The sequence below is a fragment of the Pseudoalteromonas sp. N1230-9 genome, assembly GCF_032716425.1.
Taxonomy (GTDB): domain Bacteria; phylum Pseudomonadota; class Gammaproteobacteria; order Enterobacterales; family Alteromonadaceae; genus Pseudoalteromonas.
The window spans coordinates 271,659-292,429 of sequence record NZ_CP090419.1 but is presented as its reverse complement, the minus strand read 5'-3'; the positions used below and the strand labels follow the sequence as shown (position 1 = coordinate 292,429).

Genomic DNA, 20,771 nt, shown 5'->3' with positions numbered 1-20,771 from the left:
AGAAAAATCCAACCACACTCAGTGTATGACAAACTTTTAATATAACCCATTGCGACTAACTTACTCATTATTTTTACTTTTATTCTTTTTAGGCTCTGAGCAGGTAGTCCATGCCGAACAATTTCCTGTGTTAAAATATAATGTTACTGGCTCTGGAAATTTTTTCCCTTATTACATAGATAATAGACGCAATCCGGGTATTCTTCCTGAAGTTATTGCTCAAATACTTACCCGCGCAAATATTGATGCTGAACACATAGAGCTGCCTGCTAAGCGTACGGTTAAATACCTTCATTTAGGCAATATTGATTTTGATGTTATCAGCCGTGCGTGGCTAAGTGAGCAGGAGCAAAAAAGTGATTTGTTTCGTTATTCTGAGAACTTATTCGCAATTGAGGAATACCTCGTTAGCCTTGAGGAAAATATTCAAAACTGGCAACAGTTAAGGGACCTTACTAAACAGCCTGTCGGAACCGTACTGGGTTATTACTATTATGATGATAAACGCTTTAAACGAGTGGACTTTCATTCAGAAAAAGAACTAATAAAAGCGTTAAAAATGAATAGAATAGAGGTCATTATAATCGACAAGCTTAGTGCGAAGTACTGGGCAAACCAATTGGATGCCTCGATTGCGTTTGGTGCACGTCACTCAAACGGCTACTTACAAATAAGACTTAGATCAGAGCATCAAGCCATGCTGCCAGTTATAAATGACGCCATTCGCAGTCTAAAAAAAGATGGCACTATTGAAGCCATTATTAGTAAGTACACAAAAACCATACCCTTACACTAAACAAGGTTATTCCGCTTTAACTGCGGTTTTGTTATACTAGGACGCTGTTATTAGCGATTTGCTTTAAGATAGATCAATTAACTAAGCAATTGGCATTAGTCTTCCAAACTGAAAAGAGCCTCCCATGAGCATTGAACAAGCCCTTATTGAACGTAGTAATAACCAATGTGAACTTTGCACTGCCACAGATAACTTATCTGTGTACGAAGTGCCACCTGTTACAGAGGCTCACTCTGATAAATGCATTTATGTTTGCCAAACCTGCAAAGATCAAATTGAAAATAATGCCGACCTTACTGCAAATCATTGGCATTGCTTAAACGACAGTATGTGGAGTCAAACACCCGCTGTACAAGTTGTGGCCTATCGCATGCTAAAACGCCTAGCGGCAGATAACGGCTGGGCTCAAGATGCATTAGACATGATCTACCTTGAAGAAGACACACTAAAGTGGGCGCAAACAGCTCTTGCTGAAGATGACGATATTAAACATATTGATAGCAACGGCGTTGTACTTCAAGCAGGTGACACAGTCACACTTATTAAAGATCTTGATGTTAAAGGCAGTAGCTTGGTCGCTAAACGCGGCACGGCGGTTAGAAATATTGGCTTAACCAGTAACCCTGAACATATTGAAGGGCGCGTAGATGGCCAACGTATTGTCATATTAACTAAATACGTTAAAAAATAACGAGTGATAAAATGGGCTTTATGCCCATTTTTTATATAATTAAGCTATGATTAAGTCAGCGAATTTTAAGCTATTTAACAGATAGTCCTCCAAACGCAAGGAAAACATCATGGCTTCGGATACCTTCTCCTCTTTTAAACGTGCCTCACTGTGTAGCTTAATGATATTAGGCAGCAGCTTAGTATTAAGCGGTTGTAGTGAAGATTCAGCTGAGCCGCAAGCTGAGCAATCAACAATGAAAACACTCAATACCCAAGTGACTTATTTAGACCGTAGCATGTTGCCACCAGGCTCAGTGCTAAAAGTACAGCTGGCCGATGTATCAAAGATGGATGCAAAAGCAGATGTGATCAGTGAGCAAGAAGTACAATTAAATGGGGCTCCACCTTATAACGTGGCACTAGAATATGACGAAAGCAAAATTGCCGATCGTCACCGCTACAGCGTCAGTGCGCGCATAGAAAACCAAGGTAAGTTGCTTTACATAAGTACAACCCATAATAACCCATTTTCAGAAAACACAATGGACGATGTATACAAAGTAACCGTCTCTAAGGTATCCGCTAAAAAACCAGATGTGACATTAACCAATACCTATTGGAAAGCAGTTACAATTGCTGGTGAAGCGCTCAACGTTGAAACAAAGGAGCCCTTTGTTCAATTTAAAGATGATGGCTCAACTCATGGCTTCTTAGGTTGTAATAGTTTCTCTGGGAGCTATGAAATCAGTGAGCAAACTCTCACCTTTAACCCACTTGCAAGCACTAAAAAAATGTGTGTGGAGCAAATGGATATCGAAGCTGCAATGTCAGCCTTACTGGCATCAACAGCACAGTTTTCAATTAATGGTGAGCAATTAATTTTACTCGATGATAGCAATGAACCATTGGCAACGTTTATTGCAACCTATATGAACTAGTTTACAAACAAAAACGCCCAGCAGAGACTGGGGGTTTTTGTTTAGAATAAAGTTATTCGTCTACCAGTTGTTCACTGCGATAAAAACCGCTGTTTTGTGCAAGTAATTGTACTAGCTCGGGCAAGATAGCGTCCATGGTTTGCTTTAATTTCCAAGGTGGATTAATGACTATCATGCCAGAGGCCGTCATACCATGCACTTCGGTATCAGCTTCAGTTGCTAATTCAAATAACTGAATATTGCGCACACCTGAATCAATTAAACCAGCTTCCATTCTATCGATACGTTCACGGTCAACAACCGGATACCAGATCATATACGTACCCGTAGCAAAACGTTTGTAAGCCTTAATAATAGTATTAACAACCGTGTCGTAGTCAGCTTTAATTTCGTACGGTGGATCAATTAATACACAAGCACGACGTGACGCAGGAGGCAATAAGCCCACGAGCCCTTGAAAACCGTTCTCGCCACGTACCCGAATAGAACGCTTACCTTGCATATTATTTTGCAATAGTTCTAAATCACGTGGATGTAACTCAAAGAACCAGCCTTTATCTTGGCGACGTAAGAAGTGTTCAGCTATTTTTGGTGAGCCTGGGTAGAAATCTAAATCACCCTGTTGATTAAACAACTTAATTAGTTCGATATACTCATTAAGTGCACTATGCTCACTGCGATGTTGCCATAGTTTAGCGATCCCTTCTAAATACTCTTGTGTTTTTTGTGCATCACTTCCGGCAAGTTCAAAAAAGCCAGCTCCAGAATGCGTATCAATATAATCAAGTGGTTTATCTTTGATTGTTTGATATTTAAGAACTTCAGCTAAAACTAAATGTTTAACTACATCAGCAGGGTTTCCTGTATGAAAAGAATGTCGGTAACTAAGCATATTTATAAGTCGCCAAATACGAGTGTGCGCAAAAAATAGATGCCCTCATTGTACACGATAAACCGATAATGATCCTAAATACTCAGCACTAAGTGAATCATAAATGAATAAAAATACTCCGAGGCTGAATTGAAGCTTAACTTTTAATAAAAATGCGCTAAAACAGGCGTAAATGCTGGCATATCGATACAGTTTCCTTTACATTTGCATGACAATAATCACAGTTTTATGAGCGCATTTATGAATAACGAAACTCTTTCCCAACTCGAACAACTGATCGACAAACTAATTAACCGAAATAGCGAACTTGAAAGCGAAGTTAAAAGCTTAAAAGATCAAACCGCCAAGTTACTTGATGAAAACGAAACACTACAACTTGAAGTACTTGAAAGTGAAGAAAAGCAAAAGGATGCCAGCAGCACATTAACAGGCTTACTTGAAAAACTACAAAGCGCTAATCAGGCTAGCTAATGGCCACTCCACAAAGTCAGCGTGTCACAGTCGAGCTACTTGGCAAAGAGCATGAGTTTTCTTGTCCTGAAGGGCAGGAAAAAGCGCTCGTTGATGCAGCTCAACATTTAAATGACTTAGTGGAACAAATGAAGCAACGCTCTGCTGTTCGTAACGAACAAAAAGCCTTATTAATGGCCGCGTTGCACTTAAGTCATGAGTTGCTCGAAGTCAAATCGCAACAAGCAAAACAAGAGCAACAGCATGACTCATTAATCGATAAGCTAAGCCAACATTTAGATCCTTAAAAAAGCGCATTTCGCGCTTTTTTTGTTTACACTCTCCATTCGAATAATAACAAGCGAATTAACAATGCGTACACGTGCTTTTCTAAAAGGAATTATAACTGCTTTATTTTCTGTCTGTTTTACCGTGAATGCTAATGTTACTTGGCATACCATTACACCAGAAATTCAATTTTTAAAGCAACAAGCTAAGCTACGCTTTTACGATTCGAACCAAGTTCTTATCGAAGGAAAAGAGTGTGCATTAATGTTCGATGCCAGTGGCGACTTTGCAGCGGTAGAGCAACTAGCCAGCACCCTCAAGCAACGCTTGAAAACACCTTTATGTTATTTGGTTGGCAGCCATTATCATGACGACCACCTCCTTGGCATGGCCGTACTGCAAGCCCAATTTCCCAAAGCAAAGCTCGTTGTTCATCAACAGGTTGCAAAAAACTTTGCACACGTACAACGTGCGTTTACTGATAAACTCGATAGCTATGAAAAAAGTATTGAGCTTAGCTACCAACGCCTTGCTAATTTGCCCAAGGAACAACAACATACATGGCGAGAGAAGTTAACGCTTGCGAAACAGCGTTTGCTACGCTGGCGTGAGTTATCGCTTAAAGAGCCCGCTCTTATCATCTCAGAACAAACCAAGCTTGATCTAGGCGATTACCCAGTTACCATTGAACCCTATCACGCGCATACATATGGTGATTTAACCTTACTTGCTGATAATGGCCAAATCTTATTGGGTGGCGATATGGTTGATAGCCTGCCCTATCCAGGTCATGGACAACTAGCACCATGGCTTAACGCACTCACACAGCTTGCGCAAAGTAAAACCATCACAACCATTTTACCTGGCCATGGCGAAAAGCTCACACCCGCGATGCTTGCAAAACCAATAGCATTTTTAAGTACGATTGAAGAGCAGGTAAAAGCTCAGCCGAATGCCCCCGTAAAAGAGTTAATAACAACATTCCCTATAACCATAAAACAAAGCTATCAGAGCGACGAAATTGGCGAACGTGCATTTAATATATTTCTTGAGGCTGGACTAAAGCAGGCTAAAACTTCAAAATAGCGCTAAAATAATAAAGGGATTTTATTATATGGCTCTATTACGTTTGAAATATTTTCTATTGCTGTGCATATTTATTAGTTTACAAGGATGCCAAACCACTAAGAAAGAATCGCCACAAAATCAAGATGATAAGCCAAAGATCTTTAACCACTTTGAGCCTAACTTAAGCTATCAAGAAAAAACCAGTGAGCAATTAGATGCATCACCCACTGCCGCGCTACCGTCACCCAAAGTAACTATTCCAGCCTCTGAGCCAACTTCTGATGACCTATGGCAACATATAGCAAATAATCTTTCTTTGGTTTTTCAGACCAATAAACTGACTACTGCGCGTTTAAAGTGGTATTTAAAACAGCCTGAGTATCTCGAAACAGTAAACCGTAGAGCCGCTCCTTATCTTTATCACATTGTTAAACGTGTCGAAAAGCAGAACCTCCCTATGGAGCTTGCACTGTTACCCTTTGTTGAAAGTGATTTTAGACCTACAGTTCGCTCTTCAGAACATGCTGTGGGAATATGGCAATTGGTAGGCGCAACGGCCTATCATTTCGGTGTGCAAAGCGACCAATGGTATGATGGTCGTCAAGATATTTTAGCTTCAACCGATGCTGCACTCGCTTACTTAAGCTACCTACACAAGCGCTTTAATGGTAATTGGCTTCATGCATTAGCAGCCTATAACAGTGGTGAGGGTCGAGTAAAGAAGGCCATTAAAGACAATCAAAAAAGAGGAAAAAAAACAGATTACTGGTCGCTCTCATTACCAAAAGAAACCGCAGACTATATACCCAAATTATTAGCCCTCAGCTACTTAGTAAGGCATCCCGAAAAAGGCTTTAAGCGCCCAAAACTGGTAAATAAACCACTCACAACTGAATTTAATGTTGGCCAACAATTTGAGTTTTCTGTGATTGCAAACCTATCAGGAATCGGCCGCAGTCAATTGCACAAACTTAACCCTGGTTACTTAAAAAACCAAAGTTCGCCGAATGGCCCACATACTTTATTACTCCCAATGGAGCAGCAAACTATACTACAGAGCAAACTATTCCGTAATAACTTTGCAGGCCAATACACCGTACAAAAAGACGATACTTTATACAGTATTGCACGACGCTTTAGCATGTCAGTCGAGGCACTGAAAAAATTAAATAATAAAGCCTCAAACCTAATCAAAGTTGGTGAACAGCTCCATTTAAATAAACCACAGACAATACAAAAGTCCTTGTTGGTCGATTATAAAATTAGTCCTTACTTAGAGCAAAATGAACCAACAATCCCCACTATTGCCGTTGATTACCAAGTCAAACCCGGTGACTCTATTTGGAGCATTAGCCGGCTCTATGATGTCCCCCACAAGGATGTCGCGATGTGGAATAAGTTAAATGCAACAAGCGTATTAAAGCCAGGCACGATTTTGACATTACATTTGCCACAAGCCGAGCCCACAAAACATAATACACCAGCGAGCGAGACGATACTGTCGGGTATCGAAAGCTCTTTAAAAAAGCCTTGATTGCTCAGCCAAAGCGGTTAGCGTAAAATCGGCATTTATATTTAAATTCTAAAGAGTAAAAACATGCAAATCAGCAAAGACTCAGCGGTTGAGTTTCACTACACATTAAGTGAAGCAGGCGAGCAAATCGAATCAAGTAAAGATGGCGAGCCGCTTTCATATATCCATGGTACTGAGGGCATGCTTCCAGGTCTTGAAAAAGCCCTTGAAGGTAAGGCAGCTGGTGATAACTTTAGCGTAACACTTGAGCCTAGCGAGTCTTACGGCGAACGCGTTGATAACCTAATCCAACGCATCCCACTTAAGCACTTACAAGGCAACACAAAAGTGTGGAAGCCAGGTATGACTGCAATCGTGCATTCAAACCAAGGTCGCCACCAAGTGACTATCGTGAAAGTAGGTCGCTTTAATGCGGATTGTGACTTAAACCACCCTTTTGCTGGCAAAACACTGACATTTGATGTTGAAGTGATCAATGTTCGCCAAGCAACAGCCGAAGAATTATCACACGGCCACGTGCACGGTGAAGGCGGTTGTGGCCACAGCCACTAAGGATAAATGATGACAAACGTTGCAATTGTCACTGGTGGCAGTAAAGGCATAGGCAAAGCGGTTGTTGAGCGCTTAGAGCGCGAAGCATACACAGTTTATAACTTAGATATCACGCCATCAGAGGGCAACTATCGCCACTGTGATGTCAGTGATGCTCTGCAAGTTAAATCTGTGATTAACGAAATAATTGCAGAAACAGGCCGAGTTGATGCATTAATATCAAACGCAGGTCGCCATTTAAGTGCCAACATTGAAAACACCGATGAAGCAACGTTTGATGCTCTGTTTGCGCTCAATGTGAAAGGTGCCTATGCTGCAATTCAAGCTGTATTACCTAGCATGAAAAGCCAGCAAGGGGGCAGCATCGTATTGGTTGCCTCTGATCAGGCAATCATTGGCAAACCAAACTCGTTTGCTTATAACCTAACCAAACACGCGCTAGCTTCCATGGCAAAAACCACTGCGCTGGATTATGCCGCGTTTAATATTCGCGCAAATGCAGTTTGCCCAGGCACTATTGAAACCCCATTATTTCATAACGCGATTGATGCTTACTGCCAAAGAAGCGGCGCTAATAAAGCTGACATTGTTGCCGAAGAAGCTGCATTGCAACCTTTAAACCGTTTAGGGCAGCCTGAAGAAATAGCTGCTTTGATAAACTTTTTAATAAGCCCTGAAGCGAGCTTTATTACTGGCAGCTTACAAAGCATTGATGGTGGGTACACCACGCAATGAGCGACAAAATTATTGACCCCCATGTGCACTTTTTTAACCTCAGCGAGGGTCAATACACTTGGCTACAAGGCGAACGCCCCCCTGCGTGGCCTAACCTTACACAAATAAAAGCACCTGTTACTGTAGGGCAACTGCAATCAGCCTGTTCATTTGAGCTAGAAGCGCTCGTACATATTGAAGCTGGCTTTGACAATCAAGCGCCAGTGAATGAGCTTAATTGGCTTGCAACACATTTAAAAGATATTGCTTATAGAGCGATTAGCTATAGTCAGATTGATGCCCCTGATAGCCAGTTTATAAACGCAATAACTGTGCTTAGGCAACCAACGCTTGTTGGTATTCGTGATATTACCGAAGGTGATGATGCAAGGCGATTACGTGCACCAAATAGCCTTGAAAATCTTGCCTATCTAGCAGCCGAAAACTTACTGTTTGAAGCCCAATTTGAAATTGAAAACCATGTAGTAACCGAACAGCTCATTACATACTGCCAGGCTCTTCCCTCATTACGTGTAGTGATTAATCATTTAGGCTTTATTAGTGATGAGCAAAGATGGCTTGAAGCAATCATTAAACTCAGCCGCTGCAGTAATATTGCTATTAAATTTTCAGGACTAGAATTTAGCTCATTGAGTAAAGACACACATCGATGGCTTCTTAAGAATTTACTAAATCACTTTGGTGAGCAACGTATTATGTTTGCCAGTAATTTCCCTGTTTGCCAAATTGACGTAGACTACAACAATTGTTGGCTGCACTATTTTTCATTGTGTGATACCCATCACACTTGGCAACAACTCAGCAACAAAAATAGCCGTTATATCTATCAAATTAGTTAAAGACTAACTATACATAAAGGAAGTCTTGCTCGTTAGGAGCCCCTATGAAATTGCAACTTAGCTGTTTTGTTTTATCCTTTGCCCTATATAGCTGTAGTCATCAAACACAGCAGCCCACTCCAAAACTCCAACATGCACAGCTTACAGAACCACAAAGTGAGCTCATAGCACAGGGAATCTCCCGACTAATGCACAGTAAGCCAATCATCCTCGATAAAGATGCTTTTTTAAACAATAGCGTGTTGGTAATAGGTAATATGAAAGGACATGAATCACAAGATAAAGGGTTTAATAACACACCTGACAGCTTTGAGCTGCTGATCAAAAATAAGCAATGTTTTATCCGGCATTTAGATAGTAAAGCTACCGAGCTACTACCAGGTGTGAGTTGCGAGGCAATAAACTAAACTTAGTAAAAAACGCTTTCTGAAAAAGAGGGTGTTATTGCTATAAAATCCCGACTACAGCGGTTTCTTACGCTTATTTAATACCTACATCCTGATTAAATGTGCTCGTAAGTTTTCAGACAAAGCCCCAATGATAATTACCACTTTTTGAAGTAATTTAGAGCCGAAAATAAAAAAAGCCCTTGCGGGCTTTTTTACTGTTCTCACATTAACTAAATATTTGCTTAGAAACGCGCTTCAAAGCCTAGACGAACATAGCGAGGTGTTTGCCATGAGTAAGCTGAACCATAATAAGAGTTAACTTCACCCTCATTTTGCTCATAGTGCTCATTCGCAGACGTAATTGACTGGCTATTAAGTACGTTAAATACGTTAATAGACGCACGCATATCAATGTCTGATACAGTGAAGTCATATGCTGCAGATAAATCTAGGTTAAACGTCCATGGTGTGCGTCCGGCAGTACCACGAGTGTGCTTTTCATAGATTTTTTCTTCTTGTTGACACTCACCATCACCATTCGTGTCAGGACACTCATTAGTATAGATGTAGAATGTGTCACCCCAACCGCCATTTAAGTTAGGATCTTTTGATGGATAACCTTGACCAAATAAGCTTTGAGGACGGCCACTTTGCAACGTTGCATTCCAACCTACAGTCAGGTTTTCAACAGGTTCCCAACTACCGAAGAATTTAAATGTATGACGACGATCATTCGGCTGATAGCCTTGTGAACCATCCATTACAGCAGGGAAATCGAAGTCTTGCGTAATACCAGCATCAGCTTGACCGATATCTGATTTAACAGCACCTTCAAAGTTACCTACACTGCGTGCCCATGTATAACCAAATTGATAACGAATAGTATCAGCTTGATAATCTAGGCTAAATTCTACCGCTGTATATTCATTGTTCGCTTTTGGAAGACCAATAGTTTCAGCAGAATACGTTGTTAATGAACCTTCATCTGGAACACCGTCATTGTTAAAGTCTGAGTCACCCCAGTCTGTACCATTCCAGTAATAGCCATCGCTATACCAGCTAGATGAAGAGCCCGGATTGATCATGACGCAGTATGGGTATGCATAGCGGCCACAGTAATCATCAAGCGCCGTTGCAACTTCACGATAAATACCTTTAACACCTACTGTATACTCTTCATTAATAGCTTGTTGTACACCAAGGATATATTCATCTTTAGAGAATGGGTCTGCTTCTTTAGCCTGGAAAATGTCTTTTTCAGGAATAACCGGAACACCACTTACTTGCTGTGAGTTTGCAAGGCCGCCATTACCAATAGAATCAGCTAAAGGCGCAAGACCTGTTGGCGCACCGGTTGTTGGATCAACACCTGTGTAAGTATAAGCTGTCGTAATATCACTTACGCCAGATGCAGCACGGAAAATCGTGTTATTCGCAACTGGTAAGTAGTAACGACCATAAGTACCATAAATTTTAGTATCACCCGTTGCAGTAGGATCCCAAGTGAAGCCTAAGCGAGGTGCGATATCCGTTTTAAAGCTTGTTAATAGCTTGCCTGTTGTACCCCAGCTATCAAACTCATCGATACGGAAACCCACTTTCACTGCAAAATCATCAGTCACCTGCCAGTGATCTTCAATATAATATGCTGTTAGCTCAGACTCAAAGCTACCACCACCATCAAAGATACGATCTTCTACATAATCAAGCGCAGCACCAGTATCATTGGTAAGCGCACCATTATCTGCTTGCCAGCTACCATTCGCAGCTAGAGTACGATAGTCATAGCTGTGACCGCCAATAGGCTGACTAATTCTTTCTGACTTACGCTCTTGGTAATCGATACCGAAACTAAATTCATGATTTTCCCACACATATTCAACATCTAAACGATATTGTGTGTTTTCATCATTATTTGCACCAAAACTACCGCCTGCACCACAGCCAGTAATCGGGTTTGAAGTACCACGTGAGTCAGTTACACTTGGGCAATCAAGGTTTTCAGATTGAGTTTCATATTCGGTTTCAATCTTACCTGCCATGGCTGTCACTACTAGGTCATCTGTTAAGATACCTGTATAACTTAGGCTTTGTGCTTCACCACCGCGTTTTAAAATAGCACCATCAATACGGTCACCAACTACACCATCGCTGTAACCGTAAACTGAGCGTTCAATATCACGACGGTTTGAGTATGCAAAATAGCTCAAACGATGGTTATCCGTAATATCCCAATCTAGTTTACCGCCCCAGAATAGGTTATCACCGCCAGATGCTGACTCCTTACGATATTGATCATTTGGAGAAAATTCATCACCACCCCATGTATAAGTAGACTCTGTATCACGAGGGTTTATTAAACCATAAAAGAATAATGTATCTTCAATTAACGGGCCACCAACAGCTAAAGTCACATCAGTTTTGCTATCTGACGCTAAACTTTCATCTCTAAAGATTTGGCCTGCACCTTGGTTACCACGTGAAATAGAGCCTTCTTCTTGAAGTGAATCTGGTTGATATTGAACTACAGCTGAAAATTCCCACTCATTGGTACCACTTTTTGTTGTCGTATTAATTGTACCACCGGTCGCACGACCAAATTTAGCTGAGTAACCACCTGTTTTTACTTGGAATTGGTCATAAAATTCAAAAGGAACTTCACCACAACCAAGACCTTGACGTGTATTGGTTACTTCTAATCCATTAATATAACATGCATTCTCTGCAACTGATGAACCACCAAATGACGCGGTGTTACCAAATGCACCATCACCTTTCACTGCGCCAGGTGCTAGTAATGCAACTGAAGTTAAATCACGGCTAATCGGCATGCGATCAATCTCAGCATCAGTAACAACTAAACCAGAGTCAGCTGTTGATAAATCAATTGATGAGATTCGTGCTCCAACAACTTGGATAACTTCAGGACCTGAGTTAGCAACACTGCTCAAGTCAAAGTTTGCACGAGAGTTTGCACCTAAAGATACACGTACTTTATCTTCTGCAACCACATTACCATCTTTTAGAACTTGGATGTCGTAGTTACCCGAAGGTAATGATGCAAAACGGAACGTTCCACTTTCTGAAATATTTAAAGTACGTTCCAGACCTGTTGCTGGGTTTTTAACTTTAACTGTATAAGAAGAGGTATTTTCTACGTTTTGTACTGCACCAATAACATCTGATGCAGACGCAGGAAGAGCTAAACCGAGTGAAGCAGAAACAGCAACCGCTGCTATGCTTTTTCGAAATAAAGATTTCATTTTGTTTTTCCCTGTTAAACTTGTTGTTATTTACCTTTTAAAAAAGGTTCAACAACATTATAAAATAGAAAGCAAAATGTAAATAAAAAAGGGTATACATTATGAATTTTTTGTACTTTAAGTTAATTTAGTACCAATAAAGTAAACAAAAGAAACACTTATGTAGATAAAATCTCTTTAAGAACAGTGCAATTTCATGTTTTAAGATAAAATGATAAAATTAAAAAGTTAACTTTTTAACAATAAAAACAACCAAAACATGTTAAAAAACACTTAAAATATATTAAATAAAATTCATCATTACGGCTCTTGAATTTCTTTTTTGGCAATAAAAAAGCCTCACAGGCTTATTATTGTTAGCCAAATTTACTTAATCTCAACACGTTGAGAGCGCATAACAACTTCATGATTTAGCTCAATACCGATCCCTAGCTCTTCTGATACTTGGAAGAAACCATTTTTAGGTTGTGGATCTTGTATACATAGCTCACGGTTCCACTTTTTAATCGCATAGGTGTGATGCTCGTGAATTAAGAAGTTTGGGGTCGCGGTCTCTAAGTGCAATGAAGCACCTATAACTGTATAGCAACTGGAATCAACCTGTTCATTTGAGCTAGAAGCGCTCGTACATATTGAAGCAGACTTTGACAATCAGCCATAAAGAATCTCCCGACTAATGCACAGTAAGCCAATCATCCTCGATAAAGATGCTTTTTTAAACAATAGCGTGTTGGTAATAGGTAATATGAAAGGACATGAATCACAAGATAAAGGGTTTAATAACACACCGGACAGCTTTGAGCTGCTGATCAAAAATAAGCAATGTTTTATCCGGCATTTAGATAGTAAAGCTACCGAGCTACTACCACAGGTAAAATGTAGAGAAATTGATTGATTTTAATAAAAAACTAGCCATGTAATAATCTGTAATAACAACCTAAAACAGATCTATCTATTCTTTTCCTTACACAAACAGGCAATAAGCTAATTAACTTTTCAGAATTTCATTTGCTTATTGCCACCTTTAAAATTAAGCAAGGAGAATTTTACCATGTGTGACAGTGATAAAAACAATAGCCTAGTGCCGGATCTAACCCAAGATCATTCAGTTAGTCTAGCAACAAACGAAGCGGCATCTAATCAGCCTCTTGAGTTTCATCCATCAACTTTAGCCGCACAGATTTCAGCATGTGTTGGTGCAAGCTATGAAAATGGCAAAATTTGCGTAAACTTTCCAGTGGTCGGCAATATTTGCTTTTCAGTTAGTTTACCCATTCCAAGCGGTACATCGGTTAAAGTATGTATGCAAACGTGTGGTTTCCGCATAGGTGTTCCACCCTTTAATGGTATTAAAGCTACGGTATACGCAAATAACACTCCGTTATGGACTGGCACGATTTGGGGTTCTTGTTAGATAGCCTATAGTAATAGCTGCTTGTCAAATAAATAAGCAGCTCCTCAATTTCAAAACAGGACTTTATATCATGAATGATCTCAGCTTTTTTGTTATTCCCAATGACCATGGCCAATGGGAGCTCACTTCTCAGTCTGGAGCAAGTGCAGAAGAAATTAAAGTAAATTACAAAGATCTTATTGCAGGTGGTAGTTTGAATCTCTATTTCGAACTTGCAAACAAATCAGAGTGGGCTTTTGCCGAAAACGGTAGCTATTTCTCAGATGCTAAAGACAACTTTAATTACCAACTCAATAGTATTGTTGCCAACGATGGAAAATCATTAATTGTCACAATATCCAGTATTTTACCGCATCACGCTTTATCAACGGAATTGAGTAAACAATTAGCTGATAATCCAAAAAAAGCGGTATCTGGCAAGTTAGATCAAGGTGCAAATTATGAAATTAATTTTCGATTAATTGCGAAAAAGAGCACTGACGCTAACTCTCTTATGCGTTATTTTTCACAAGATCCACGGGTTATAATTGAAGATATGGAGCCAACCCTTTAAAACTCCAGCGCAGAGGTTACTCTGCGTTATTTTTTACAGAACATAAAAAGTAATAATGCTCTTTACCTATTAAGCCCATTAGCTTACTTTCAGAACATAACCCCTTAAACCAAGGTAGACGGTAAAAAACTGGACTCCATCCCAAATTTATACTTTGCTCTACCGATGCGAGTGCTGAGTATTTTTCATTCAATAAGCTTTGCAGCATTGCTTTGATAAAATATGCCTCAGCCAAATTGGGTTGAGCAGCTAACAGCTGTTCAACCTGATTCATCGCTTGTTGATTCCTATTTAGGTGAATCAACACTTGCGCTTTTTCAAGCTGGTCTGCAACATTTTTCGGCGAAGAACCAAGCTGCTCGCTAATTTTTAAATATAAGCTTTCGGCCTCTGTAAAGCGGCCTTGCAAATAAAGTAAATCAGCATAATTAAGTTGTAAGGTGGTTGTTTTGGTATCTAACATCATGGCTTTTTCAGCCAGGTTTAATGCTTTTACAAGCTCACCTTGTAAAGAAAGAACAATTGAGTAATTACTATAAATAGAGGCACTTTGCTGTCCCGAATCTATCAGTTTTTGATAATTATCCTCTGCCGCCGTCAAGTCGCCTGATAACAAAGATACATCCGCGACTGTTTTGAGCGTTACAACATCATCAGAGTTATAACTTAATACTTCCTTTAAATATTTTAATGCGTCAGCACGTTTCCCCAAGGTGAGGTACGCGATTGCAAGGTTTCTGGTTGCCAATAAAGTGGGTCTAATTTTATATGCCATCTTCGCGTGCTTTAAAGACTCTTCTAGGCGACCTGTACGCTTAAAATAAATAGCCAAAATAATTTCTCTTTGGTATTCCTCTAATGATGAGCTTTGAATCCTGCTAATAATTTTTTCAGCTTTAATGTGCTCTCCCGTATGCTGGTATATTTCAAGTAGATCAACTAAATAAGCAGGACTTTCACGGTATGAAGTGGGCGATCGTTCAAGTTGAAATTGTAAGTTTGTTATGAGCTCTACATTTTTTGACGATTTATAAAGGCGTAACACTATTTTTCGATATAAAGGGTATAAAGGCTTAAAATCAGGCTGTTGCAACAACAAAGACTCAGCCATGGCGCGTTGCTTTTGACTGCTACCTAAATCATTAGCAGTCAGAGCAACTAATGACACATATTGCCTGATAAACTCATCTGACAATAACAGCTCCCTATTCGACAAGCTGCTTGGAGTAAGCAAGCTTTGTATCGAAGATAGAGTTGAGTTATAAATATTTAGATAGTTTTCTTTATCTGTTGCACTTCGTGTTGTGCCTATCATTGTGGCGTTTTGATCTAGTTCGTTTAGTGTGAAATCACACGATAAAAGGTTGCAGTCTAATAAAGGTATTAATAGTTTAGTAGCTCCAAGCGCAGCAGCTAAATCATTCAGGCCAGCTTCTTTACCAAGTATTAATTGTGTTTGTTTAACTTCCCTGCTCGCAATTAAAGCAAGCTTCCGATCAGCAAGTACATATTCGGTTATTGCATCCTTGACGCCAAGACTGAGTAAACGTTTTTGTGCATCCGTAACTTGGCTATTTGCTATAAATTCTACGGGTAATAAAGCTATTCTTTCTATTGGTTTAGATGAATACCAGAACCAACTGCCACCGCTTAATAACAGAAAAAGAATCACAACAAGAGATAATCTTTTATTGAAAAAATTTTTGCTTAGGTTGTTATGATTTTTGTAACTTGTAACATCTACGGTCAAGTTGTCGAAACTAAGCGAGGCTAAAACGTCTCTAAACTGAGATGCGACGGCACGAGCGCTTTCAGGACGTTTGTCCACTTTAAATGCTAATAACTGTTTTAGTAAAGGCACTAAATCAGCAGATAGCTCTTTGATCGGTTCATAATTTGCGCAACAAGGGAATGATTTGATTTGTTTTGCTAAATCTTGCGCTGTACTGCTTGAGGCTTGTTTTGAATAAGCATGATAGCCCGTTAATAATTGATAAGCGATTAACCCTAATGAAAACAAATCACTACGAAAATCGATAGTTTGACTATTCAATTGCTCAGGCGACATGGCGTTTAAACTGCCATAATCATTGGTTATATCGGTTGCTTCTACTCCTTTGATTTTTGAGATACCGAAATCAGTTATTTTCACTGTGTCTTCATTACTAACTAGCACATTAGCCGGTTTCAAATCGAGATGTAATATACCTTTATCATGAATTGCAGCTAAACCATCACTAATATGAATGAGTATTTCTAGCTTTTCAGTCAGTGTAAGCCTCTGCTCTTTCATTATATGAGCTAACGTAGTCCCTTTAACATACTCCATTTCTAATAAAACTTGTTGGTCTCGATGAATGATTTTATAAAGCTGCACTATATTTGGGTGATTAAAACTCGCTATTAATTTTGCTTCACTGATGGCTCGCTCAGTATTGTCTTCAGCTAACTTCATGACTTTGAGTACGACTTGTCTATTCAGCTCTCGATCCGTTGCAAGGTATATCGTACTCATGCCTCCTTGCGCCAAGACTTGTATATTTTTATAGTAATCCTCTAACACAAACTACTCGATCCATCACATATAAATAATTAGTTTAGTATTCAATGTTAATTAAATGCAAAATTAATGTACACACTATGATAGAGTTATATTTCTATTCAAGGACTAAAAGAGAGTTATATGGCTATACTGGCTAGTTTAAACTCAGATGTGAGCTTTTATCTGCGCGACTTTCATCGCTTTGGTCGGCTAGCCCACTCTGTTGACACATTATTAAACTACCCAGAAGTGACACGTATTCATGCTGTAATAGAATGGGTCGAGCCACACTGGTATATTCGTGATCTAAGCAAAAATGGTATTTGGCTAAACGGGAAACGGCTTGATAAACAAATCAACTCCCCATTAGCCTTAAATGATCGTCTAAGCTTTTCAGAAATAAATAACTTAGATTACCAATTAACTTCTATCGATCCGCCCAGAGATCTTTTACTACCTATCAATGGCACAAACACACATTGTATTTTGCTCGAACGTTATCATTTTTTACCTGATAGCCAACACCCAACAGCCGTTATTTTTTACGATCCTGATAGGCTCTCTTGGTGCTATGAAAATACTGAAACTCACCAATTAGTTACTTTAGAAGATGGTCATCAAATAACAATAGGAGAGCAGCTGTGGCAGTTTTTTCAAGCTGAAATGACATCGCAAGAAAATACTCTGAATTTAAGCCCAACACCTATTAATGACCTTCAATTTATATTCAACTTGAGCCTAGATGAAGAGCAAACTGAACTCAAAATAAGACAACACAACACATTACTTGACCTAGATGTTCGCTCTCATCACTATCTCACCGTGCTGCTGGCTCGCAATAAACTGGCCGATATTGAAAATAAATTTGAGAAAGATGTACAGGGCTGGGTACCAGTTAAGAAATTAGCACGCGATCTTGGTATTAATGAATGCCATGTCAATATTCAGATCCACCGTGCGCGAAAACAATTTATGGAATCTTTCAATAATACACTCTCTGCTGATGTTTTGATTGAACGTAAACGAGGTAAAGTTCGTTTTGCAGGGAAGTGTTTTACAATTGTAAAGGGGCCGAATTGTGAATCAACAGAGCCTAAAAATTAAGAAATGGCTGTGGCAACGAGCTGAGCTACAGCCATTCATTGGTCGATTACTGAGCTATTATTTGTAGCGAACAATTGTAACTTACAGCTTTATTTATCAATGATTTAAATTCAAGGCTAAATGCCACAAGCGACTTATTCATAGGATAACATGCAATACACTTATCAAGCTCTTCTGTAAGCTGATTAAGCATACTTACTCGTATCGGATTTTCAGCCTCTAGGCCATATTGATGCTTCCAAAATCGCTGTAGTATAGGAGCATCATCTAACATCATTACATACTCATAACCATCATGCCAAAGTTCATCTGTCAAAGAACATTGAAATTCAGGCTCATCGAGATTTAATGTTGTAGATGATAGAACGACCTTTCTCATAATTATCTATTCCAAAATTAACATTAAGAACAGTTTCCTGGTGCACCATTTAGTTCAGGGAACTGAGTCACGACCTGTCCATCTGGTCTAATTATCAAGCGAGCGCACTTCTCTTGCTGAGTACCAACGACTATCCCCAAGTTAGCATCATACCTAATACGACCATCAGGCTGTACCGTTCGTGATTTATTCGTTGCATTTTGCACTTGTTCGCAAAATTTTTGTGCATCTTTAATTGTTGCACAATACTGAGGTAAAAATTGACTGGCTTGTACACCTGCAGTGCAATGCCTTAATTCAATATGAGCAAAAGATTGTGCTGTTACATCACATTTTGGGTCTGCAGCCGCCTGAGTCGCAGAAATAAATAGGCAGCTGATAAAGCTGCAATAGATAACCGAATTAATTAATTTCATTACTGTCTCCTTTGTAATCTAAATTGATAGGAAGTCACTCTTCCTTTCTCAATCTAGATACTAGGGAGAAATAATCCATAACAAAGTATTACACAGTGCTGGTAATACTTCGTAATAACAATCTCTAAATAGAAGACCTACCTTTTGGTGACTTGGTTGACATACCAAGTACACACCTACTTACACGATGTAACACAACTAAAAGGAAACGAGGATGTCTATTTATAAATTATCAGTTAAAAACGACTCAACTAACCCAACACGATTTGCAATTTTCCAAGAAAAGCCATCATTAGATGTTGGCGGTAATGTATTCACATTAGCTTGGTTTAGCAAGTACGCATATCAAGGAACAACTGCCGAATTTGCTTGGGAAATTGACTACAGTGCAATTTGGTCAAGACCAGGTCAAGAGCTTCGCCCTGGCGTTATCTGTAAAACATCACAATCAAAACGAGTTGATTTAGATGGTGCGAATACAGTCAGTTTAGGCTACGACAATGTTAATGATGCCTTTAACATGAGCTCTCCTGTTAAAGGCAATAGTGGTAGTATTTTTACAAATTGTGACGAGACAGTACCTAATTCAAACACCACGCCATCAGCTGCTGCGGGGATCGGTATTGCTATGAGTGGTGCGGGTACTTTTTTAGTCAGTACGCAACCAAATATGAATTTAACATGGACACCCAAGCCTAAATATTACCTTATTGCTGGTAACTTCAAAACTGGCGAAATTTTAGATACGCAAACAATCATGAACAGCGGCAGAGCCCTCGAAATTCCATATCAAGGAATTTTAACGCAGAGCGCAACCTTAAATAGCCAAAATGTTTTAGTACTAAATTAACGCTAATTTGTGTGCGCTGCTTGATGGCGCACACATTAATTGGAGGGAATCAGATATGGCTGTTCTAGATAATCAACATACTTATGATATAGATAGTTTATTATTTGCAATGCAACAAAGAAATTTAGTGTATAACCACGATTTTCGTTATTTTAGTAATCAAACAAATACCCAACCTATTAAGTATAACCACCCCGATGGCTGGGTATACAGTGATCCAGGCAGTGGTTCACAAATTAGCTCAGAAAATAACGGCTGTCGAATCGTTACCAGTACAGAAGAAAACGCCACAATGCGCTTTCGACAAAATATTCACGAGTTTCCAAGATGGAAAGAAACCCTATGTTCTGAACACATTAGCTGTGTGGCACAGTTAAATGTTAAAGGAAAAGGCGAGCTTCATTTTTGCTTGTCAGACGGTATTACATATGTCCAAAGAACATATACAGTCCAAAACAGTCAAGAGCTCAATATATCTACCGAATTAGATATTGCAATGGATGCGAAAACTGTTTTTGTTGAACTTTCTTGCTCTTCCCCGTCTGTCGTTATTTCTGTAAAAAAAATATTCGCAAACAAGGGCTATATAGCTTTAGCTAGCCTGCCTTGCATTGTTACAGGTGTCATTGGTGAGCGAAAACAATACGTAGCAACAGAACAAGCACCAGCGGAAGAACTACCTTTATGTGCTATACCAATTGCATTGAACAGTGATCAAACACGGCTAAACTCGGTCATAAACTATCGCTTTGGCAAGCAAGGAGAGTTCTCTTTATTACCTGATTTTAGAGGATATTTCAGCCGTGCTTGGGATAACTCAGCAGGTAGAGATAAAAATGCCAAACAACGTAAAATGTCAGGTGATTCGAATAATACGGGGGATCTAGTGGGTACAACAGAGCCCGACATATTTAAAGAGCATCAACATACCATTACTTTTAAGCCTGTAAATATGCTTAATCCTGAAAAAGGAGCCCCAGCCTATGGTGTTAATCCTACAGCGAGCACTCAAACTCAGATCACGACAGAGGGTGACCTTGAAACACGTCCAATCAATATTGCAGAATTATTTACAATTAAGTGGGCTTAATATCTTT

At 39.4% G+C, this 20,771-nt stretch carries 22 protein-coding genes and 1 pseudogene; 17 read left to right on the top strand and 6 right to left on the bottom strand.

Translation table 11 applies throughout. The features are described from left to right. Window positions 1-127: 127 nt before the first annotated feature. The 3 genes from LY624_RS01450 (at window position 128) to LY624_RS01440 (ending at window position 2,406) form a co-directional block, all read left to right on the top strand. Window positions 128-796 (top strand): transporter substrate-binding domain-containing protein, encoded by a 669-nt coding sequence (locus tag LY624_RS01450; protein WP_165381498.1) that lies wholly within the window; start codon window positions 128-130, stop codon window positions 794-796. Between the two features lie 124 nt (window positions 797-920). Further along, window positions 921-1,487 (top strand): PhnA domain-containing protein, encoded by a 567-nt coding sequence (locus LY624_RS01445; RefSeq protein ID WP_130050406.1) that lies wholly within the window; start codon window positions 921-923, stop codon window positions 1,485-1,487. A 109-nt stretch (window positions 1,488-1,596) separates the two neighbouring features. Continuing rightward, a complete protein-coding gene (locus LY624_RS01440; RefSeq protein WP_341803699.1) occupies window positions 1,597-2,406 on the top strand; it encodes an META domain-containing protein in 810 nt (269 codons plus the stop codon). Between the two features lie 52 nt (window positions 2,407-2,458). Here the strand turns inward: LY624_RS01440 and LY624_RS01435 are convergent, their stop codons facing one another. Next, window positions 2,459-3,298 carry a 23S rRNA (adenine(2030)-N(6))-methyltransferase RlmJ gene (locus LY624_RS01435; protein WP_341803698.1) on the bottom strand — a complete coding sequence of 280 codons (840 nt, stop codon included), beginning with the start codon at window positions 3,296-3,298 and terminating at the stop codon, window positions 2,459-2,461. A 240-nt stretch (window positions 3,299-3,538) separates the two neighbouring features. Here LY624_RS01435 and LY624_RS01430 point away from each other — a divergent pair, with 240 nt between their 5' ends. The 8 genes from LY624_RS01430 (at window position 3,539) to LY624_RS01395 (ending at window position 9,171) form a co-directional block, all read left to right on the top strand. Continuing rightward, on the top strand, window positions 3,539-3,769 hold the full coding sequence (locus LY624_RS01430; RefSeq protein ID WP_130151560.1) for a cell division protein ZapB: 231 nt from the start codon (window positions 3,539-3,541) through the stop codon (window positions 3,767-3,769). Further along, the gene (locus tag LY624_RS01425; RefSeq protein ID WP_341803697.1) at window positions 3,769-4,056 is read left to right on the top strand and encodes a cell division protein ZapA; all 288 of its coding nucleotides are present in this window, start codon (window positions 3,769-3,771) and stop codon (window positions 4,054-4,056) included. Before LY624_RS01430 ends, LY624_RS01425 begins: the two co-directional genes overlap by 1 nt. A gap of 64 nt (window positions 4,057-4,120) precedes the next feature. Continuing rightward, window positions 4,121-5,122, top strand: coding sequence for an MBL fold metallo-hydrolase (locus LY624_RS01420; protein ID WP_341803696.1), 1,002 nt, complete (start codon window positions 4,121-4,123; stop codon window positions 5,120-5,122). Between the two features lie 43 nt (window positions 5,123-5,165). Further along, on the top strand, window positions 5,166-6,638 hold the full coding sequence (locus LY624_RS01415) for a transglycosylase SLT domain-containing protein (protein WP_445936729.1): 1,473 nt from the start codon (window positions 5,166-5,168) through the stop codon (window positions 6,636-6,638). Between the two features lie 63 nt (window positions 6,639-6,701). Beyond that, complete coding sequence (locus LY624_RS01410) at window positions 6,702-7,190, top strand: FKBP-type peptidyl-prolyl cis-trans isomerase (protein WP_130151556.1); 489 nt, start codon at window positions 6,702-6,704, stop codon at window positions 7,188-7,190. Between the two features lie 9 nt (window positions 7,191-7,199). After that, a complete protein-coding gene (locus LY624_RS01405) occupies window positions 7,200-7,925 on the top strand; it encodes an SDR family NAD(P)-dependent oxidoreductase (protein ID WP_237119831.1) in 726 nt (241 codons plus the stop codon). Continuing rightward, the gene (locus tag LY624_RS01400; RefSeq protein WP_341803694.1) at window positions 7,922-8,764 is read left to right on the top strand and encodes an amidohydrolase family protein; all 843 of its coding nucleotides are present in this window, start codon (window positions 7,922-7,924) and stop codon (window positions 8,762-8,764) included. The genes LY624_RS01405 and LY624_RS01400 overlap by 4 nt, the downstream gene beginning before the upstream one ends. A 44-nt stretch (window positions 8,765-8,808) precedes the next feature. Beyond that, a complete protein-coding gene (locus LY624_RS01395) occupies window positions 8,809-9,171 on the top strand; it encodes a hypothetical protein (protein WP_341803693.1) in 363 nt (120 codons plus the stop codon). A 224-nt stretch (window positions 9,172-9,395) separates the two neighbouring features. Here LY624_RS01395 and LY624_RS01390 read toward each other — a convergent pair whose 3' ends face one another. Beyond that, window positions 9,396-12,416 carry a TonB-dependent receptor gene (locus LY624_RS01390; protein WP_130151552.1) on the bottom strand — a complete coding sequence of 1,007 codons (3,021 nt, stop codon included), beginning with the start codon at window positions 12,414-12,416 and terminating at the stop codon, window positions 9,396-9,398. A gap of 366 nt (window positions 12,417-12,782) precedes the next feature. Continuing rightward, window positions 12,783-12,986: pseudogene (locus LY624_RS01385) on the bottom strand (enolase C-terminal domain-like protein); the annotation flags it as partial. Between the two features lie 106 nt (window positions 12,987-13,092). Here LY624_RS01385 and LY624_RS01380 point away from each other — a divergent pair. From LY624_RS01380 to LY624_RS01370, 3 genes are all read left to right on the top strand, one after another. Next, window positions 13,093-13,311 carry a hypothetical protein gene (locus LY624_RS01380; RefSeq protein WP_341803692.1) on the top strand — a complete coding sequence of 73 codons (219 nt, stop codon included), beginning with the start codon at window positions 13,093-13,095 and terminating at the stop codon, window positions 13,309-13,311. A gap of 156 nt (window positions 13,312-13,467) precedes the next feature. Then, the gene (locus LY624_RS01375) at window positions 13,468-13,830 is read left to right on the top strand and encodes a hypothetical protein (protein ID WP_130151550.1); all 363 of its coding nucleotides are present in this window, start codon (window positions 13,468-13,470) and stop codon (window positions 13,828-13,830) included. 70 nt (window positions 13,831-13,900) lie between these two features. Further along, a complete protein-coding gene (locus LY624_RS01370; RefSeq protein WP_062567194.1) occupies window positions 13,901-14,383 on the top strand; it encodes a hypothetical protein in 483 nt (160 codons plus the stop codon). 16 nt (window positions 14,384-14,399) lie between these two features. Here the strand turns inward: LY624_RS01370 and LY624_RS01365 are convergent, their stop codons facing one another. After that, on the bottom strand, window positions 14,400-16,898 hold the full coding sequence (locus tag LY624_RS01365; protein ID WP_445936717.1) for a protein kinase domain-containing protein: 2,499 nt from the start codon (window positions 16,896-16,898) through the stop codon (window positions 14,400-14,402). Between the two features lie 168 nt (window positions 16,899-17,066). Between LY624_RS01365 and LY624_RS01360 the strand changes: the two genes are divergently transcribed. Continuing rightward, the gene (locus LY624_RS01360; protein ID WP_130151548.1) at window positions 17,067-18,029 is read left to right on the top strand and encodes an FHA domain-containing protein; all 963 of its coding nucleotides are present in this window, start codon (window positions 17,067-17,069) and stop codon (window positions 18,027-18,029) included. 46 nt (window positions 18,030-18,075) lie between these two features. Here the strand turns inward: LY624_RS01360 and LY624_RS01355 are convergent, their stop codons facing one another. Both LY624_RS01355 and LY624_RS01350 read right to left on the bottom strand, forming a co-directional pair. Beyond that, the gene (locus LY624_RS01355; RefSeq protein ID WP_237119835.1) at window positions 18,076-18,408 is read right to left on the bottom strand and encodes a hypothetical protein; all 333 of its coding nucleotides are present in this window, start codon (window positions 18,406-18,408) and stop codon (window positions 18,076-18,078) included. Window positions 18,409-18,431: 23 nt separating this feature from the next. After that, window positions 18,432-18,824 (bottom strand): hypothetical protein, encoded by a 393-nt coding sequence (locus LY624_RS01350; RefSeq protein ID WP_237119836.1) that lies wholly within the window; start codon window positions 18,822-18,824, stop codon window positions 18,432-18,434. 214 nt (window positions 18,825-19,038) lie between these two features. Between LY624_RS01350 and LY624_RS01345 the strand changes: the two genes are divergently transcribed. Both LY624_RS01345 and LY624_RS01340 read left to right on the top strand, forming a co-directional pair. Then, on the top strand, window positions 19,039-19,674 hold the full coding sequence (locus tag LY624_RS01345; protein ID WP_130151545.1) for a hypothetical protein: 636 nt from the start codon (window positions 19,039-19,041) through the stop codon (window positions 19,672-19,674). A 55-nt stretch (window positions 19,675-19,729) separates the two neighbouring features. Then, window positions 19,730-20,764 (top strand): hypothetical protein, encoded by a 1,035-nt coding sequence (locus LY624_RS01340; protein ID WP_237119837.1) that lies wholly within the window; start codon window positions 19,730-19,732, stop codon window positions 20,762-20,764. Window positions 20,765-20,771: the final 7 nt, after the last annotated feature.

What these genes read in the sequence shown, in the direction of transcription:
- LY624_RS01375 (WP_130151550.1), top strand. Translation starts at nt 13,468, where the DNA reads ATGTGTGACAGTGATAAAAACAATAGCCTAGTGCCGGATCTAACCCAA.
- LY624_RS01360 (WP_130151548.1), top strand. Translation starts at nt 17,067, where the DNA reads ATGGCTATACTGGCTAGTTTAAACTCAGATGTGAGCTTTTATCTGCGC.
- LY624_RS01395 (WP_341803693.1), top strand. Translation starts at nt 8,809, where the DNA reads ATGAAATTGCAACTTAGCTGTTTTGTTTTATCCTTTGCCCTATATAGC.
- LY624_RS01340 (WP_237119837.1), top strand. Translation starts at nt 19,730, where the DNA reads ATGGCTGTTCTAGATAATCAACATACTTATGATATAGATAGTTTATTA.
- LY624_RS01445 (WP_130050406.1), top strand. Translation starts at nt 921, where the DNA reads ATGAGCATTGAACAAGCCCTTATTGAACGTAGTAATAACCAATGTGAA.
- LY624_RS01370 (WP_062567194.1), top strand. Translation starts at nt 13,901, where the DNA reads ATGAATGATCTCAGCTTTTTTGTTATTCCCAATGACCATGGCCAATGG.
- LY624_RS01380 (WP_341803692.1), top strand. Translation starts at nt 13,093, where the DNA reads ATGCACAGTAAGCCAATCATCCTCGATAAAGATGCTTTTTTAAACAAT.
- LY624_RS01425 (WP_341803697.1), top strand. Translation starts at nt 3,769, where the DNA reads ATGGCCACTCCACAAAGTCAGCGTGTCACAGTCGAGCTACTTGGCAAA.
- LY624_RS01410 (WP_130151556.1), top strand. Translation starts at nt 6,702, where the DNA reads ATGCAAATCAGCAAAGACTCAGCGGTTGAGTTTCACTACACATTAAGT.
- LY624_RS01420 (WP_341803696.1), top strand. Translation starts at nt 4,121, where the DNA reads ATGCGTACACGTGCTTTTCTAAAAGGAATTATAACTGCTTTATTTTCT.
- LY624_RS01435 (WP_341803698.1), bottom strand. Translation starts at nt 3,298, where the DNA reads ATGCTTAGTTACCGACATTCTTTTCATACAGGAAACCCTGCTGATGTA.
- LY624_RS01440 (WP_341803699.1), top strand. Translation starts at nt 1,597, where the DNA reads ATGGCTTCGGATACCTTCTCCTCTTTTAAACGTGCCTCACTGTGTAGC.
- LY624_RS01430 (WP_130151560.1), top strand. Translation starts at nt 3,539, where the DNA reads ATGAATAACGAAACTCTTTCCCAACTCGAACAACTGATCGACAAACTA.
- LY624_RS01390 (WP_130151552.1), bottom strand. Translation starts at nt 12,416, where the DNA reads ATGAAATCTTTATTTCGAAAAAGCATAGCAGCGGTTGCTGTTTCTGCT.
- LY624_RS01400 (WP_341803694.1), top strand. Translation starts at nt 7,922, where the DNA reads ATGAGCGACAAAATTATTGACCCCCATGTGCACTTTTTTAACCTCAGC.
- LY624_RS01365 (WP_445936717.1), bottom strand. Translation starts at nt 16,898, where the DNA reads ATGAGTACGATATACCTTGCAACGGATCGAGAGCTGAATAGACAAGTC.
- LY624_RS01345 (WP_130151545.1), top strand. Translation starts at nt 19,039, where the DNA reads ATGTCTATTTATAAATTATCAGTTAAAAACGACTCAACTAACCCAACA.
- LY624_RS01405 (WP_237119831.1), top strand. Translation starts at nt 7,200, where the DNA reads ATGACAAACGTTGCAATTGTCACTGGTGGCAGTAAAGGCATAGGCAAA.
- LY624_RS01350 (WP_237119836.1), bottom strand. Translation starts at nt 18,824, where the DNA reads ATGAAATTAATTAATTCGGTTATCTATTGCAGCTTTATCAGCTGCCTA.
- LY624_RS01355 (WP_237119835.1), bottom strand. Translation starts at nt 18,408, where the DNA reads ATGAGAAAGGTCGTTCTATCATCTACAACATTAAATCTCGATGAGCCT.